At 67.4% G+C, this 15,321-nt stretch carries 15 protein-coding genes; 3 read left to right on the forward strand and 12 right to left on the reverse strand.

The window, feature by feature from the left end:
* Nucleotides 1-102: 102 nt before the first annotated feature.
* Complete coding sequence (locus JOE31_RS00255; RefSeq protein ID WP_209741607.1) at nucleotides 103-1,107, reverse strand: LacI family DNA-binding transcriptional regulator; 1,005 nt, start codon at nucleotides 1,105-1,107, stop codon at nucleotides 103-105.
* A gap of 149 nt (nucleotides 1,108-1,256) precedes the next feature.
* Between JOE31_RS00255 and JOE31_RS00260 the strand changes: the two genes are divergently transcribed.
* The gene (locus tag JOE31_RS00260) at nucleotides 1,257-2,249 is read left to right on the forward strand and encodes a family 43 glycosylhydrolase (protein ID WP_209741608.1); all 993 of its coding nucleotides are present in this window, start codon (nucleotides 1,257-1,259) and stop codon (nucleotides 2,247-2,249) included.
* Here the strand turns inward: JOE31_RS00260 and JOE31_RS00265 are convergent.
* Nucleotides 2,246-3,793: an alpha-N-arabinofuranosidase gene (locus JOE31_RS00265; protein WP_209741609.1), complete on the reverse strand. Its 1,548-nt coding sequence runs from the start codon at nucleotides 3,791-3,793 to the stop codon at nucleotides 2,246-2,248. The two genes, JOE31_RS00260 and JOE31_RS00265, sit on opposite strands and share 4 nt — an antisense overlap.
* Nucleotides 3,794-3,974: 181 nt before the next feature.
* Between JOE31_RS00265 and JOE31_RS00270 the strand changes: the two genes are divergently transcribed.
* A complete protein-coding gene (locus JOE31_RS00270; RefSeq protein WP_209741610.1) occupies nucleotides 3,975-5,078 on the forward strand; it encodes a S1C family serine protease in 1,104 nt (367 codons plus the stop codon).
* 25 nt (nucleotides 5,079-5,103) lie between these two features.
* On the opposite strand, the gene araA is transcribed toward JOE31_RS00270, so the two are convergent.
* The 8 genes from araA to JOE31_RS00310 form a co-directional block, all read right to left on the reverse strand.
* Nucleotides 5,104-6,624: an L-arabinose isomerase gene (gene araA / locus JOE31_RS00275; RefSeq protein WP_209741611.1), complete on the reverse strand. Its 1,521-nt coding sequence runs from the start codon at nucleotides 6,622-6,624 to the stop codon at nucleotides 5,104-5,106.
* 35 nt (nucleotides 6,625-6,659) lie between these two features.
* Complete coding sequence (locus JOE31_RS00280) at nucleotides 6,660-7,340, reverse strand: L-ribulose-5-phosphate 4-epimerase (RefSeq protein ID WP_209741612.1); 681 nt, start codon at nucleotides 7,338-7,340, stop codon at nucleotides 6,660-6,662.
* Nucleotides 7,337-9,067, reverse strand: coding sequence for a ribulokinase (gene araB, locus JOE31_RS00285; protein WP_209741613.1), 1,731 nt, complete (start codon nucleotides 9,065-9,067; stop codon nucleotides 7,337-7,339). The genes JOE31_RS00280 and araB overlap by 4 nt, the downstream gene beginning before the upstream one ends.
* 98 nt (nucleotides 9,068-9,165) lie before the next feature.
* Nucleotides 9,166-9,882 (reverse strand): class F sortase, encoded by a 717-nt coding sequence (locus tag JOE31_RS00290; protein WP_209741614.1) that lies wholly within the window; start codon nucleotides 9,880-9,882, stop codon nucleotides 9,166-9,168.
* A gap of 117 nt (nucleotides 9,883-9,999) precedes the next feature.
* On the reverse strand, nucleotides 10,000-10,833 hold the full coding sequence (locus tag JOE31_RS00295) for a DUF4397 domain-containing protein (protein ID WP_209741615.1): 834 nt from the start codon (nucleotides 10,831-10,833) through the stop codon (nucleotides 10,000-10,002).
* A 158-nt stretch (nucleotides 10,834-10,991) separates the two neighbouring features.
* Complete coding sequence (locus tag JOE31_RS00300) at nucleotides 10,992-12,017, reverse strand: LacI family DNA-binding transcriptional regulator (protein WP_209741616.1); 1,026 nt, start codon at nucleotides 12,015-12,017, stop codon at nucleotides 10,992-10,994.
* Nucleotides 12,018-12,021: 4 nt separating this feature from the next.
* Nucleotides 12,022-12,177 carry a hypothetical protein gene (locus tag JOE31_RS00305; RefSeq protein ID WP_209741617.1) on the reverse strand — a complete coding sequence of 52 codons (156 nt, stop codon included), beginning with the start codon at nucleotides 12,175-12,177 and terminating at the stop codon, nucleotides 12,022-12,024.
* A gap of 20 nt (nucleotides 12,178-12,197) precedes the next feature.
* The gene (locus tag JOE31_RS00310; RefSeq protein WP_209741618.1) at nucleotides 12,198-12,773 is read right to left on the reverse strand and encodes a hypothetical protein; all 576 of its coding nucleotides are present in this window, start codon (nucleotides 12,771-12,773) and stop codon (nucleotides 12,198-12,200) included.
* Between the two features lie 60 nt (nucleotides 12,774-12,833).
* Between JOE31_RS00310 and JOE31_RS00315 the strand changes: the two genes are divergently transcribed.
* On the forward strand, nucleotides 12,834-13,637 hold the full coding sequence (locus JOE31_RS00315; protein ID WP_209741619.1) for a dioxygenase: 804 nt from the start codon (nucleotides 12,834-12,836) through the stop codon (nucleotides 13,635-13,637).
* Between the two features lie 20 nt (nucleotides 13,638-13,657).
* Here the strand turns inward: JOE31_RS00315 and JOE31_RS00320 are convergent, their stop codons facing one another.
* Both JOE31_RS00320 and JOE31_RS00325 read right to left on the reverse strand, forming a co-directional pair.
* A complete protein-coding gene (locus JOE31_RS00320; protein WP_307864341.1) occupies nucleotides 13,658-14,875 on the reverse strand; it encodes an MFS transporter in 1,218 nt (405 codons plus the stop codon).
* Entirely contained in the window at nucleotides 14,872-15,318 is a 447-nt protein-coding gene (locus JOE31_RS00325; RefSeq protein WP_209741620.1) for a low molecular weight phosphatase family protein, read from the reverse strand. The genes JOE31_RS00320 and JOE31_RS00325 overlap by 4 nt, the downstream gene beginning before the upstream one ends.
* Nucleotides 15,319-15,321 lie beyond the last annotated feature (3 nt).

The following is a 15,321-nucleotide window of genomic DNA, read 5'->3' on the forward strand; positions in this document are numbered from 1 at the left end:
GCCTTCTTCGATGAAGCCGCCGGGCCTGGTGCCCGGCGGCGATGAAGAACAGTACGCTAATTAGCCGTACGTTACGCGCCGGCGGTCCGGTCGGGGCTGGCCCTAGGGCGCCGAGTCCCGGACCTTCAACTCGAAGCCGGCCTCGACCCGAAGGCCTTCCTCGGCCGGCTCCGCGCCTTCGATCCTGTCGATCAGCAACTTGATGGATCGCTCGGCGATTTCCGCCATGCCGGGCGACACCGTGGTGAGGGACGGTGACGCGAAACGGGCCTCGTCGATGTCGTCGAAGCCTGCCACCGCAACGTCGTCCGGTACTTTGATTCCGCGAATCAAGAGCTCGTGCAGGGCACCCAGCGCCACGGTGTCATTCAGGCCGAAGACGGCGTCGAACCCGATGCCGCTGTTGAGCAGGCCGCCGACGGCGGAGGCGCCGGCATCGCGGCGCCAGTCGCACTGCACCACCAGTGCGGGATCGAATTCCACTCCCGCAGCATCCAATGCCTGCCGGTAGCCGTTCAGGCGCAGGCCCGGACTGTCCGCCGTGTCTCCTGCCGCAGCACCCAGTACGGCGATGCGGCGCCGGCCCCCTGCAAGGAGATGGCCGGTGATTGCCGCCGCGGCTTCGGCGTTCTTCATGGTCACGAGATCGAACCGGGGATCCGCGATGTGCTCTCCCAGCATGACGACCGGCTTGGCGCCCCGGTGCGCGGCGATGGTCTCGGCATCGAGGGTCAGCGGGGTGAACAGCAGTCCGTCCGTGAGCTGGCGGAACGGGCCCTGGAGCGCGCTCAGCTCGTGCGCGGCGGTGGCCCCGGACTGCTCCACCAGGACGCGGTAGCCGCGGCCGGCCGCAACGGTCATCAGCCGGGACGCGAGTTCCGCGTAATACGGGATGGAGAGGTCGGACAGCACCAGCCCCAGCATGCGGGTTTTCCCGGAGCGCAGGCTTCGCGCCGTCAGGTTGGCTTCGTAGCCCAGTTCCGCGATGGCATCCAGCACCTTCTGCCTGGTGGCCGGCCGGATGAACTCGTAGTCGTTGAGCACATTGGACACGGTCTTCAACGAGACGCCGGCGGCGCGCGCAACGTCATTCATGGTCACAGCCACAGGTGATTCCCTTCCCGGCAACATCTTCAGCTACATCGTTGCAGACCGGCACGGTTTTTGCCCTGTCCACGCCTTATACAACGTTATAGAATGAGCCCGGCCGCAGCATCCGAACCGGCCCTCCGCCCGCGAGTCCCGAAGGAACAGCCATGCCGCCTGCCACGTCCCCCCTCTTCCGCTGCCCGGTGTTCGACGGCGCCGCCGATCCCACTGTCATCCACCGCCGCGGCACCGGCGAGTGGTGGATGTTCTACACGGCCCGCCGCGCCACCCTCACCACAGGCGGCGTGGACTGGATCACCGGCACCCGGATCGGAATCGCCGTCTCCGCCGACGCCGGAGCGTCCTGGCAGTACCGCGGCGTGGTGGAGGGCCTCGATCCGGAAGACTCCCCCGGGCTTAACACGCACTGGGCCCCCGAAGTCGTGTGGCATGACGGCGAGTATCACATGTTCCTGACCTGGGGCGCGGGCGCTCCGGGCACCTGGGCCGAGCAGACGAGGCGTCGGCTTGTGCACTTCACCAGCCCCGACCTGGAGCAATGGGAGTTCGAAAGCCGGGTGGACGTCGGCTCCGAGAACGTCATCGACGCAGCGTTTGCGGTGGTGGCGGACGGCCGCCCGCGGCTCTGGTTCAAGGACGAGGTGGACGGCTCCACCACCTGGTCGGCGGTGTGGGAAGAAACAGGTTCAAGAGGCCATTGGCGCGCCGAAGGCCAGGTGATCGGGTTGCCCGCCCACGAAGGTCCCAACGTGTTCCGGCTTGGCGGCTGGTACTGGATGGTGGTGGACGAGTGGCGCGGCCAGGCCGTGCACCGCTCGGCCGATGGCCTGGCCTGGACCCGGCAGGAAGCCGGCAACGGCCTCATCCTGGATGCACCCGGCGCCGGCGCGGACGACGCCACCTACGGGCGGCACGCGGATGTGGTCACCCAGGGCGGCCACGCCTACATCTTCTACTTCACGCATCCGGAATGGCAGGACACCGAGATGGCCAACGGCCTGGCGGATCCGGCCCGGGCTGTCCGGGAGCAGCGCACCAGCATCCACGCGGCACGGCTGCATGTGGAAGGGGACGTCCTGGTCTGCACACGCGACCTGGACGCCCCCGTCCACCTTGACCCGGCGTTGCTCGAGGACTAGCTGGCCGCCCCGTCGACGGCCAGGCGGATCATGCTCCAGGAGACGGCGGGGAGCTCGGCGGTGAGCCGGCCGCCGTCGAGCTTTACGCTGACGTTTTCGCCGGGCAGCACCGAGGTGGAGTCATCCGCCGTGGCCTGCCAGTACGGGTCCTTGTTGGCATAGGTGACCGCCTCGATGACCTTCGCGTTGCCCAGCCCGGCGACGGCGGCGCTCAACGTGAGCGAGTCCGCGGCCGAACGGTTCACGGCAAACACCACGGCTTCACCCGACGCGGCGTCGAAGGTCGCCACGGCGGACAGCGCGGCGAAGTCCGCGGTCTTGCCGCCGCTGAGCAGCGGGGACTCGACGGCGAGCTGCAGCACCGTGCCCCTGGCGTGCTCCGACGTCAGGGCGAACGGATGGAAGGTGGTCTGCTTCCAGGCGCGGCCGCCGGGTTCCGTCATGATCGGGGCAATCACATTGACCAGCTGCGCCAGGCTGGCGGAGTGGACGCGGTCGGTGTTGCGGAGCAGCGTGATGAGGAGATCACCGACAACCACGGCATCCGCCACGGTGTACCGGTCCTCAAGGAGCACGGGCGCCACCGGCCAGTCCTTGCCGGCGGGCGACTTCGATTCGTCGCGGCTCATGTGCCAGACGTTCCACTCGTCGAAGGAGATGTTCACCTGTTTGGTGGACTTCTTGACCGACTTCACATGGTCGATATGCGCCACGATGTCCTTGATGAACGCCTCCATCCGATGCCCGGACGAGAGGTGCTCCTGCAGGTCGCCGAAGTCCTCGAAGTACTGGTGCGCCGAGATCAAGTCCACGAGTTCGTAGGTTTCGGTGAGGACCACCCGCTCCCACTCGCCGAACGTGGGCATGCTCGGAGCGGAACTGCCACAGGCCACGAGCTCCAGGTCGGGCTCCACCATCCGCATGGCGCGGGCGGTGTCGGCGGCGAGCCGGCCGTATTCGGTGGCGTTCTTGTGGCCGATCTGCCAGAAGCCGTCCATCTCGTTGCCCAGGCACCACATTTTGATGCCGTAGCCGTTTTCGGCCCCGTTGGCCCGGCGCTGGTCGGAGAAGGCGGTGCCGCCGTCGATATTGCAGTATTCGAGCAGGTCCAGGGCTTCCTGGGTCCCGCGGGTACCCAGGTTCACGGCCATCATCGGCTCGACGCCGGCCTTGGCGGACCATTTGGCAAACTCGTCCACGCCCACATGGTTGGGGTCGGTGGAGTGCCAGGCCAGGTCCAGCCGGGCCGGCCGCTGCTCCATCGGCCCCACGCCGTCCTCCCAGCGGTAGCCGGAGACGAAGTTCCCGCCCGGATAGCGCACCGTGGACACGCCCAGCTCGCGGGTGAGTTCCAGGACGTCGGTCCGGAAGCCGTCCCCGTCAGCCTTGGGGTGCCCCGGCTCGAAGATGCCGGTGTAGACGCAGCGGCCCAGGTGCTCCACAAACGCGCCGAAGGTGCGGCGCCGGACCGGCCCCACGGTGAAGGCCGGGTCCAGGGTGATCTTGGCAGTTATCTTGCCTGCGGCAGATTCGCTAGTTCTCACGTAAACATCCTCGTTTTCTCATCTTCTACAACGTTATAGAAAACCATTGTTAGCGTTCATCATCCGGACGTCAAGAGGGGACTTCCGGACCTATGGCCCTCATGGACCGGCGGCCTACCTTTAAGGGCAAAGATCTGTGAGGCCGACGCCTCTAAAAACCAGGCCAGCGAAAGGGAGTCCGATGATCTCATCGCGAGCCGGAACCCGTGTCCGGGCTGGCGTCCGGGCCGGTGTAACCCTGACCGTGTTGGCAATCCTTGGCTCCGGCATGGCCGGATGCACGGGGGCAGACCAGCGCCCGGCCCCTTCCTCCTCCTCAGCTGCAGGATCCACAACTCAAGGCTCCTCCGGGACAGCCCTTGCCACCCAGCCGGGCACGCCGCAGGCAGCCGCGGACATCCCGTCCATCGTGGAGACCGTCCAGCCGTCCGTTGTCACGGTGCTCACCAACGGCGGGCTGGGCAGCGGCGTGGTCTTCACGGCGGAGGGACTGATCCTCACCAACGAGCATGTGGTGCGGGGCAACACCGACGTGGAGATCGCCTTTGCTGACGGCCAGCGGGTTGCGGGCACCGTCAAGGCCACGGATGCCATTTCGGACCTGGCCCTCGTGGAGGCGAAGCGCACGGGGCTTCCTGCCGCGAAGTTCCAGTCCGAACTCCCCCGGGTGGGCGAACTGGCAATCGTGATCGGCTCGCCGCTGGGTTTCGAAAACACGGCGACGGCGGGGATCATCTCCGGCTTGCACCGCGAGATCCCGGGCTCGGCGGCCAGCAGCCAGTCGCTGGTGGACCTGATCCAGACCGATGCGGCCATCAGCCCCGGGAACTCCGGCGGCGCCGTGGTGAATGCCCGGGGCGAGGTGATCGGCATCAGTGAGGCGTACATCCCGCCGCAGTCCGGGGCGGTGGCGCTGGGCTTCGCGATCCCCGCGGCGACCGCCGTCCGGGTAGCCGAGCAGTTGCGCGAGGACGGGACCGCGGACCACGCCTTCATCGGCCTCCGCCCGGATGCGATCACCTCACAGATCGCAGACATGCTGGGACTCGAAAACACCCGCGGTGCCCTGGTGCTCTCGGTGGTGGACGGCGGACCCGCGGACCGTGCGGGCATCCGGCCCGGGGACGTCCTTGTCTCCTTGGACGGCAAGGAACTGGCCTCACCCGAAGACCTGCTCGCCGAACTCCGCGGCAAGAACCCGGACCAGACCGTTAACGTCGGCTACCGCCGGGGTACGGAATCCAAGGAAGCCAAAGTCACCCTCGCTGCCCGCCCCGCCTCGTAGGGCTGAGCGGACAGCGGAGTAGCTCCTACAGCCCGCCGGCCAGCTTGTAGTAGGCCGCGTTCCAGTTCAGTTCCTTCTTGAACTGCCTGATGGTGGTGCCTTCGTCGATGGTCAGCAGTTCGGTCTTCGCAATCTCGGCGAAGTCCTCGAACACGTCCATGCCCACGGCGGTGGACAGCACCGTGTGGTGCGCCGCGCCGGCGGTGAGCCAGGCCGCTGCGGAGGTGGCGAAGTCCGGTTTGGGAGACCACAGGGCCCGGGCCACCGGCAGGTTGGGCAGCGGCTCGTCCAGGTCCACCACGTCGACGGCATTCGCCACGAGGCGGAAACGGTCGCGCATGTCGGACAGCGCCACCACTACTCCGGGGCCGGCGTCGGTGTCGAATACCATGCGGACGGGATCTTCCTTGCCGCCGATGCCCAGCGGGTGGATCTCGACTCGCGGCCTGGTGGCGGTCAGCGACGGGCAGACCTCCAGCATGTGCGCACCCAGGATTTTCTCCTGGCCGGGGGCAAGGTGGTAGGTGTAGTCCTCCATGAGCGAAGCTCCGCCGGGCAGTCCTGCGCCCATCACTTTGGCGGCGCGCACCAGGATGGCGGTCTTCCAGTCGCCCTCGGCGCCGAAGCCGTAGCCGTCCGCCATCAGCCGCTGCACGGCCATGCCGGGTAACTGGCGCAGTTCGCCCACGTCCTCAAAGGAGGTGGTGAACGCGGCCGAGCCGTTGGCCTCAAGGAAACTCCGCAGGCCGAGTTCGATCCGGGCGCTGTAGCGCAGCGATTCGTGCCGCGCTCCCCCGGCCTGCAACTCGGGGACCACGTCGTAGAGGCGCTCGTACTCCGCAACGAGCGCGTCGACGTCGGACTCCGCAGCGCCGTGCACGGCGTCGGCGAGCTCGTTCACGGACCAGGTGTTCACCGAGACGCCGAAGCGGAGCTCGGCCTCGGTCTTGTCACCTTCGGTGACGGCCACGTTGCGCATGTTGTCGCCGAAACGGGTCAGTTTCAGGGTGCGGACGGCGGCCCAACCCGCGGACGCCCGCTGCCAGACGCCCACCTGGCGGGTGACCTCCGGGTTGGACACGTGGCCCACCACGGTCTTGCGGGGGATGCCCAGCCGGGACTGGATGTAGCCGAACTCGCGGTCGCCGTGGGCGGCCTGGTTGAGGTTCATGAAGTCGAAATCGATGTCCGCCCAGGGCAGCTCGACGTTGGCCTGGGTGTGCAGGTGCAGCAGCGGTTTGCGCAGCAGGTCCAGGCCCTGGATCCACATCTTGGCCGGGCTGAACGTGTGCATCCAGGCGGTCACGCCGATGACGGAATCGTCGGAGTTCGCTTCCAGCGCGGTGCGGCGGATGGCTTCCGAATCAGTGAGGACGGGCTTCCAGACCACCTTGACCGGGACATCGGAGGAATCGTTCAGCGCGGCGGCAATCTCCTGCGACTGCGCTGCGACCTGCTTGAGGACGTCCTCGCCATACAGGTGCTGGCTGCCGGTGAGGAACCAGACCTCGTACTGCTGGAGGGACGTGTTGTTTGCGTTGCTCATGGGGGTTCTCCTGAAGAAACGGGCGCGCTGCGGCGCTACTGGCCGTAGACGTTCTGGTAGCGGGCATAGAGGGATTCGATGCTGTCCTGGTCGATGGGCAGCGGTTCGCCCAGCTGGCGGGAGATGTGGACGGTGCGCGCCACTTCCTCGCACATCACGGCGGCCTTCACCGCGGATCTGGCGTCCTTGCCGATGGTGAACGGGCCGTGGTTCTGCATCAGGACCGCGGGGGATGTGGAGTTCCGCAAGGTTTCCACAATCCCCTGGCCGATCGAGTCGTCGCCGATCAGCGCGAAGGGGCCCACCGGGATGCTGCCGCCGAACTCGTCGCTCATCATGGTGAGCACGCACGGGATAGCTTCGCCGCGGGCCGCCCACGCTGTGGCGTAGGTGGAGTGCGTGTGCACCACGCCGCCCACTTCCGGCATATGCCTGTAGACGTATGCATGCGCGGCAGTGTCCGACGACGGCGAGAACGGCGGATTGCCCCACTCCCCGTCCGCCGGGGTGCCGTAGAGGTCGGTGACAACCATGCTCCCGGGGGTGAGGTCCGCATAGGAGACTCCGGACGGCTTGATGATCATCAGGTCGTGGCCGGGAACCCGGGCGGAGACGTTGCCGGCCGTCCACACCACCAGTTCGTAGCGGGTGAGCTCGGCGTGAAGGTCGCAGACCTCGCGGCGGACCTGCGCGATGGTTTCGAGGAGGTGGCTCATGCGGACACCGGCTCTGTGGCATGGTCAATGGCCGCCAACGACGGCCTGGCCGCACGCTGGATGGCTTTGAGCCGGTGCATTACGCTGTTGGTGCCGCGGCCAAAATAGTCGTGCAGCGTGCGGTACTCCTGGAAGAGCTTTTCGTAGGCCGCAACATTTTCCGGAATGGGAAGATAAATCCCGCCGGGCTCTGAGCCCATGGCAGCCGAAGCGGCGCGGACGTCCGGGTATTCACCCGCCGCGACGGCGGCGTGGATGGCGGAGCCCAACGCAGGCCCCTGGGCGGAACCGATGGTGGACAGCGGCAGGCCTGTGACGTCGGCATAGATCTGCATGAGCAGCCTGTTCTTCAGCAGGCCGCCGGCCACGATGAATTCTTTGACCGGAACTCCCGCGTCGCGGAAGGCGTCCACGATGGTGCGTGTGCCGAAGGCCGTGGCTTCCAGCAAGGCCCGGTAGCTGTCTTCGGGGCGGGTGGCGAGGGTCTGGCCCACCACCACGCCGGACAGTTCATGGTCCACCAGCACGGAGCGGTTGCCGGAGTGCCAGTCCAGGGCTATCAGCCCGTGTTCGCCGATGGCCTGGCGGGAGGCGAGGTCCGTAAGGTATTCGTGGATGCCCAGCCCCTGCCCGGCGGCAGCCTGGTGGTATTCGGGCGGGACGCCGTTGTTGGTGAACCAGCCGAAGATGTCGCCTACCCCGCTCTGGCCCGCTTCGTAGCCCCACAGTCCGTCAACGATGCCACCGTCCACCACGCCGCACATGCCAGGGACTTCCCGCAGCTCGGCGCCGTTCATGACGTGGCAGGTGGAGGTGCCCATAATGGCCACCAGCTGACCGGGCTCCACGGCCTTCGCGGCGGGGGCCGTGACGTGGGCGTCCACATTGCCCACCGCGACGGCGATGCCTTCCGGCAGCCCGGTCCAGGCCGCGGCCTCGGCCGTCAGCCTGCCTGCGGCGTCGCCCAGCCGCCCGATGGGGTGTTCGAGCTTGGTGCTGACAAAATCCTTGAAGTCCGGATTCAGGGCGGCCAGGAATTCCTCGGACGGGTATCTGCCGTCCTGGTAAATGCCCTTGTACCCGGCGGTGCAGGCATTGCGGACGTAGTTGCCGCAGAGCTGCCACACGATCCAGTCGGCGGCCTCCACCCAGTGGTGCATTGCGGCGTACGCTCCCGGGTCCTCCTCCAGCAACTGGAGCCCCTTGGCGAACTCCCATTCGGAGGAAATGAGCCCGCCGTAGCGCGGCAGCCAGCTTTCTCCTCGGTCGGCGGCCAAGGCGTTGATCCGGTCCGCCTGCGGCTGGGCGGCATGGTGGCGCCACAGTTTCACATAGGCGTGCGGCCGGTTCGCGAAGCCGGAAAGTTCATTCAACGGTGTGCCATCGGCCCTGACCGGGACCATGGTGCAGGCGGTGAAGTCGGTGGCGATGCCCACCACGGCGGCCGGGGCGATCCCTGCGTCGGCAATGGCAGCGGGCACCGCCCGGCGCAACACCTCGCGGTAGTCATCCGGCACCTGCAGGGCCCATTCCCCGGGAAGCCGTTCGGCGCCGTCGCCCGCCAGGTCCGCCGGAAGGGAGTCGGTGACCACGGCGTGGGGATATTCGAACACGCCGCTGCCCAGTTCCTTGCCGTCCCGGACCCGGACCACCACGGCCCGCCCGGACAGCGTGCCGTAGTCGACGCCGATCACGTAGTTGTCTGAACCGTCTGCTGTGACGTCCATCAATTCCTCCCATAGTCTCCGCCGCTCTGCGGTTGCCTTAATTGTTAGCGCTAACAAACAGAAAGTCAACAGAGAAAGGAGTTCCGAAGGAGCACCGCTCACTCAAGGACGGCGGTGACAATCACATTGTCGCTGTAGTCCATTCGCTCCTGCAGCCACCTGCCCCCGCAGGTGACCACTTTGAGTTCATGCGGACCGGAACGGCGGAAAAGTGAATCACCATCGAAGCTATCTTTGGCCATCAGCTCCACACTGACCACCCGGTAGTTCAGCGCGGGCGCGCCCAGGCGTCCCACCTGGACCGCAGTCCCCGGTGCCAGTGTCTTTAATTGCGAAAAGGGCGCCCGCTCGGAGGTTGTGTCAATGTGCCCTGCGATCACCGCTGTCCCGGCAGCCGCTCCGGGGGCCGGCCCGAACCTGTACCACCCGGCCTGGTCGAAGGCCTCAGGGATCTCCATGGCCCTGTCGGATGAGACCCCTACCGGCACCACTGCCATGTTGATGGACGTTCCGGCCACAGAGAGTGATATCGGGGCCGGCGCCGCCTCAGCAGCTGCCGGCAGGCTGGCCGGCCGCTGCGGAATGGATTCCTTATTCTGACCAGGATGCTGCGAGGCGCCAGGTGCCGCGGCAGGCGGGGACGGAGTCGCGGCCGGCAAGGCACCTTCGCTCGTCACTGCCGCCGAGGGCTGCGGGACGGGCACGGAGGGAGCGCACGCCGCGAGCAGGAGCGCCGCTGCGGCCACGGCGGCAGCCTTGGGCGGAAAGGAATAACGACGGCGGGACGCCCCTGCCGTCGCGGTGCCTGGCTTCATGACCGGCCTTCCCCGAGGCAAGCACCGTCAGGGCTTGCAACGTTGGTTGATGAGGACTGCGGCCCGGCCGTCCGACGCGCGTCGGGCGGCCGGGCCTCCTGCTGCCGTACCGCCTTGCTAGCCTGCCCGCCGGGCGGCAATGGTGCGGGCTACACCCACGCCCCCGAGGAGCAGCGCAAGGGCTGCGGCACCGAACCCGACCGTCACGACGGCCGGTCCTGCCGCTGAGGTCCCGGACGAGCCGTCACGGGCTCCCGGGACCGAGCCCGGCGCCGAATGCAGCCCCTCGATGGTCTGCACGGCCAGCTGGAGATTGCTGTCCGCCAGGCTTCCCCAGGCGTAGACAATGGTGTGCGTGCCTTCGGCCACAGTGACGTCAGCAGGGCCGATCACCGGCGTGGTGGTTCCGGTCGCCGCCACTGCTGCGGAGATGGTGGCGGGGTCCAGGCTGAGAGTCTGCTCGCTGGGGTTGGCCAGGTTGGAAACAACGGCTGTTCCGCCGGCAAGGACATCCACGGCAGGCGCCGCAGCTGCGTGCCGGACGGTCAGCTTGCCCTTGCCTGCCGCGATCTGCGAGACGTCATTGGTAAAGAAGTTCGCCGTCGGCTTGCCCGCCGCGTCGAGGTTGGCTACTGCGGTGTAGTTTCCGCTCGCGGCGAGCGTCACGGTGACTGGACCGATGACAGGAGCCGACGCATCGGCGGCGTCCGAGGCAGTGATGGCGAGTTCGTAGGCTCCGGCCGGCAGCGAGAGCGGCCCGGCAAGGGTTCCGGGAGCGAAATCGTCAAGGGTGCGGTCGCCGTTGACCCAGACATCCACGGTGAGCCCGGGAACCCCGTGCAGCACCGAAAGCCGGGCGTCTCCGTCGGCCGCCTGGGCCGGGCCGGCGAGAGCGATTGCTGCCGCGATTGCGGCTGCTCCGGCGCCGGCTGTGAAAATGCTTGTGCGCATGTCCTTCTCCTTCATCGGCCCGGCTGGCGGGCAATTGTGCTTACACCCCTAACTACCGGCGCAGCATCAAATCTGGATGCACATGCATATAAATTTCTTGAAAAGGATCTCGCGGGGGCCGGGAGGCAGCGCCCGGCATATTGCCGGGAAGGGCGCCGTCAGCGGGGACTGGCGTCCGGTCGGGCCGTGCTTGCACGCACCACTATCCGAGGTTCCACCACGGTTGTTCCGGCCGCCGCGCCGTCTTCCAGCAGCGCCAGCATCATATCCATGCAGCGGCGGCCAAGCTCCTCGAAGTCCTGGCGGACAGTGGTGAGCGGCGGGGTGAAATAGCCGGCTTCCGGCTGGTCGTCGAAACCCACCACTGAGACGTCCTGGGGCACCCGCACGCCCGCTTCACTGAAGGCGCGCAAGACCCCCAGCGCCATCTGGTCGTTGCCCACGAATACCGCGGTGGCGGTCCGCTCGATGGCGAGCTTCTGGCCGATGCCATAGCCGCTGCCCGCGCTCCAGTCCCCCTCGACGAGAAGGTCGTCAGCCAGTCCCGCCTGCGCCAGCGCCTCACGCCAGCCTTCGGTCCGCTCCGACCCGTCGATCCAGTCCTGCGGTCCGGATATGTGTCCGATTCGCTGGTGGCCCTGCTCGATCAAATGCGCGACGGCCAGCCGCGCACCCATCTTCTGGTCCACCATGGCGCCGCTGAACCGGCCCTCACCGCTGGAGCCCACCACCACCACGGGCACGTCCAGGTTCAGCTGCTCCAACGCCTGCAGGGTTCCGGCGTGCGGCACCAGGGCCACAATGCCGTCCACACCCTGGTCCATAAAATGGCGCGCGGCATCGGCGATCGATTCCGCGCTGACCTCGCGGATGGCCGCGATGCTCACGAAGTAGCCGGCATCGCGGGCAGCCTGCTCCACGCCGAGCAGCGTGTTGGCGGGTCCGTACTGGGACAACTCGCTGGCCAGGACGCCGATGGTATGCGAACGCCGCGTCACCAGGCTGCGCGCCGCGGTGTTCCGCCGGTATCCCAGCTCGGCAATGGCCGCCTCAACGCGCTCCCTGGTTACCTTGCTCACGTTGGGGTGGTTGTTGATGACGCGGGATACCGTTTGGTGCGAGACGCCGGCGCGTTCCGCTACATCTTCAAGTCGCGGAAGGCGCCGCTCGCTGCTGTTGGCCATGAAGCTATTGTGCGCGAGCCTGCAGCGCATCCGCGAAAACGGTCGGGATGTCCGCCGGATTCCTCGCAACATAGCTGGCGCCGCCGGTCCTCTTGTCCAGCCCGGAAATATCCGCAACCAGGCGGTCCCGCTGCGTGACCCCGCCAACAACCTGGTCCATCTTCCTGATGGGATCGAGCTCTACGTAGTCCTGGCTGCCGCCTCCCAGTCCAATGGGAACGCCCACATCCCCAAAGCGGCGGTGTCGGGGAACAGCTTGCTGCCCGCTATGGCTGCCTGTTGCGTGAGCTGCATGCGGGTCTGTTTGCCAGCCTGGAAGTTCATCGAGCCGGAGGCGTCCATGACCACCAGCGACCTGAAGGGGATGGCCTGGAGGGACCAGCCCTTCAGCGCCCGCTCCACGGATTCCGGTGAGGCAGGCTTCAGGGCCGCGACACTGCCCACGCCCGCCTGCTCCGGGGTGCGGCTGCCGCCCACGGGCCTGAGGCCGCTGTCGGCGAGCGCCTTCTTTCCCTCCTCGGTTGCCATCGCGGACGCCAGGGCGCTGGCGGCGTCAGCGGCGGCATCGCCGTGCGCCCTGCCCGCGGCGGTGAGGGCAACGGGGTAGTCAAGCGACACGGACCCCGTGTGCGGCATCGACGCCGCGAGGCCGGTACCTGAAGCCGTCTTTGCGAAGGACAGCCAGGCCTGCTCGGTGACGATGGCGAAACCTGGCGCCCAACAATTACTCCGGGCGTCGACGGCCTCGCCGGCCACTTCCCGATCCGGCCCGGACTAATGGTTGAAGATTCAAGTAAAAGCTCCTAGAATGGAGATATGACGCAGACACTTGACCGCCCGCCCGTTCTCTTCCTGAGCCACGGCGCGCCTCCCCTGGCCGACGACGCGCGCTGGACCAGTGAGCTCAGCGCCTGGTCCGGCGCCTTCGGCAAGCCGAAGGACATCCTGATGGTGTCCGCACATTGGGAAAACGCCCCGGTGACCCTCAGCGCCACCACACGGAACCCCGGACTCGTCTACGACTTCTGGGGCTTCCCGCAGAAGTACTACGACGTCAGCTACGACGCCCCCCGGGCGGTGGAACTCGCCAATGAGGTGGAGAAGCTCGTTTCCACCCATGGCCACCACGTGGAACGCGACGAGGAACGCGGCCTGGACCACGGCGCCTACGTGCCGCTCGTGGAAATGTATCCGGAAGCTGATATCCCGGTGCTCCAGATGTCCATGCCCACCCTGGATCCGCAAGGCCTGTTCAATCTAGGCGAGACGCTGGCCCCGCTGCGGGACCGCGGCACGCTTATCGTCGGTTCCGGCTTCACCACGCACAACCTGCGCTGGTTCAACCCGGCCGGCGGCCCGGACACCGCGCCGCCGGCCGCTTCGAGCGAATTCGACCACTGGGCCCAGGAAACCATGGCGGCCGGCGATGTCGATTCGATCCTGGATTTCCTGCACAAGGCACCGGCAGCGTTGGAGGCGCATCCGCGCAGCGAGCACTGGGCACCGCTTTATGTGGCCCTCGGTGCCGCCTACGGGTCCGGCGACCTAAACGCCAAAACGGCTATCGACGGCTTCTGGTTCGGGCTCTCCAAGCGCTCCTGGACGCTGACCGGGAAATAGCGGGCGCTAGCGGGGCGGGTTTAGGAAGAGATCGTCCGCGGGCGTCGTGAGGCGACGACGGCGATGACGGCTGCGGTCCCCGTGGCGGCGGCCGCGGCGTAGGCCATGTTTGTGTAACTTCCGAGCCAGGCTGCCAGTGCAGGTCCGGCGGCCGGGGCGATGGCGGTGACAGCTGTGAGCGGCGCGGCGAACAGTCCCTGCAAGGTGCCAAGATTTTGTGTTCCCCACCGGTCAGCGATGACAGTGGCCTGCAGCAGGGTCTGGCACCCTCTGACCGCACCCGCGAGCATGCCGGCGGCCATCAGCGCGGGGACCGGCCCGGGCATGACGGCGAGGAGCAGGACGGCGCCGGTGGCGGTACCGGTGATGACCGGCAGCCGCGCGCCGGGCGGGATGGTGCCGAACAGCAGACGTCCGCCGACCTGTCCGGCGCCCACGAGGCCGAGCCCGAACGCGGCCGTGGTGTAGTCGGCTCCCTTTTCGATCAGCAGGGGGATGACATTCAGCGTCACGGTATAAAGACCGAGGCACAACAGGAGCATGAGGACCTGCAAGCCGAGGAATTCATCACTGCGCCTGATGGTGCGCACTGCGTCCCGTCGCTCAGCCGCAGGTGGCGTGACAACGGCCGGTGCCCAGTCCCGGTTCAGGTAGCGGGCATGGAGCGGCACGGTGATGATCCCCAGGATCCCGGCGAGGATGATGAAGGCGCCTCTCCAGCCGAACGCGGAGCTCAGGGCCGCGGTGAAGGGCGCGAAAATGGTGGATGCGAACCCGGCGACGAGGGTCAGCACCGTCAGCGGCCGCATGCGCGCGGGCCCGTACCAGCGGCTGATCACCGTGAAGGCCGGCTGGTACAGCACGGCGGCCTGCGCGGCGCCGGCGAGCAGCCAGGCCACAAAGAATACGGGCAGGTTCGGTGCCACCGACACCATGGCCAGGGCCAGCACTCCGATGAGGGATCCGCCGATCATCAGCCTGCGGGGCCCGGTCCTGTCGAGGATCCTGCCGACGGAGATCCCGGCCACCGCGGAAACCAGCAGGCCGGCCGAAAACGCGCCCGTCACGGCGGTCGGGCCCCAGCCAGTGTCCTGGCTGATGCGCGGGACTGCCGCGATCAAGGCGTAGTACAGCGCGCCCCACGCGGTGGTCTGGGTGACGCACATCGCGGCGAGTCCGCCGCGCGGTGCACCCTCCGCGACGAGGATCCGGGCGGGAGCGGGCGCCGGCACGGTCACTTACCGGTGAGCTCCGCATACAGCTTCCGGACGCGGGCCCTGATGTCATCCCGGACCAGGCGCATGCGTTCCATGCCTTCGATGCCGCGCTCGGAGGGCTCGTCCGTATCCCAGACCTCAAGCCGCTTGCCCGCGTGGGCTTCGACTTTCGCCTCGTTGCCCAGGACGATGACGACGTCGACGGCGTCCAGCACGTCGTCGGTGACGGGTTTGGGGTGTTCCCCCGTGATGTCGATGCCGAGCTCTGCCAGCGCGTCCACGGACTGGGGGTTCAGCGACTTGCCGGGTTTCGTCCCGGCGGAGTGCACCGTGACGGTACCGGCGGCGAGCTGGTTCATCAGTCCGGCGGCGAGCTGGGACTTCCCGCCATTCTTACTGCATACGAACAGGACGCCGGGCTTTTTGTCCTGCCGGTCCGGGCGGTGTTCAGGGTGGTCGGTCATGTC

It is taken from the genome of Arthrobacter sp. PvP023 (assembly GCF_017832975.1).
Classification (GTDB): Bacteria; Actinomycetota; Actinomycetes; order Actinomycetales; family Micrococcaceae; genus Arthrobacter.

Bases quoted from the DNA above. Each gene is read 5' to 3' on its own strand.
- JOE31_RS00260 (WP_209741608.1), top strand. From the start codon at position 1,257: ATGCCGCCTGCCACGTCCCCCCTCTTCCGCTGCCCGGTGTTCGACGGC.
- JOE31_RS00270 (WP_209741610.1), top strand. From the start codon at position 3,975: ATGATCTCATCGCGAGCCGGAACCCGTGTCCGGGCTGGCGTCCGGGCC.
- araA (WP_209741611.1), bottom strand. From the start codon at position 6,624: ATGAGCAACGCAAACAACACGTCCCTCCAGCAGTACGAGGTCTGGTTC.
- JOE31_RS00280 (WP_209741612.1), bottom strand. From the start codon at position 7,340: ATGAGCCACCTCCTCGAAACCATCGCGCAGGTCCGCCGCGAGGTCTGC.
- araB (WP_209741613.1), bottom strand. From the start codon at position 9,067: ATGGACGTCACAGCAGACGGTTCAGACAACTACGTGATCGGCGTCGAC.
- JOE31_RS00290 (WP_209741614.1), bottom strand. From the start codon at position 9,882: ATGAAGCCAGGCACCGCGACGGCAGGGGCGTCCCGCCGTCGTTATTCC.
- JOE31_RS00295 (WP_209741615.1), bottom strand. From the start codon at position 10,833: ATGCGCACAAGCATTTTCACAGCCGGCGCCGGAGCAGCCGCAATCGCG.
- JOE31_RS00300 (WP_209741616.1), bottom strand. From the start codon at position 12,017: ATGGCCAACAGCAGCGAGCGGCGCCTTCCGCGACTTGAAGATGTAGCG.
- JOE31_RS00305 (WP_209741617.1), bottom strand. From the start codon at position 12,177: ATGGACCAGGTTGTTGGCGGGGTCACGCAGCGGGACCGCCTGGTTGCG.
- JOE31_RS00315 (WP_209741619.1), top strand. From the start codon at position 12,834: ATGACGCAGACACTTGACCGCCCGCCCGTTCTCTTCCTGAGCCACGGC.
- JOE31_RS00325 (WP_209741620.1), bottom strand. From the start codon at position 15,318: ATGACCGACCACCCTGAACACCGCCCGGACCGGCAGGACAAAAAGCCC.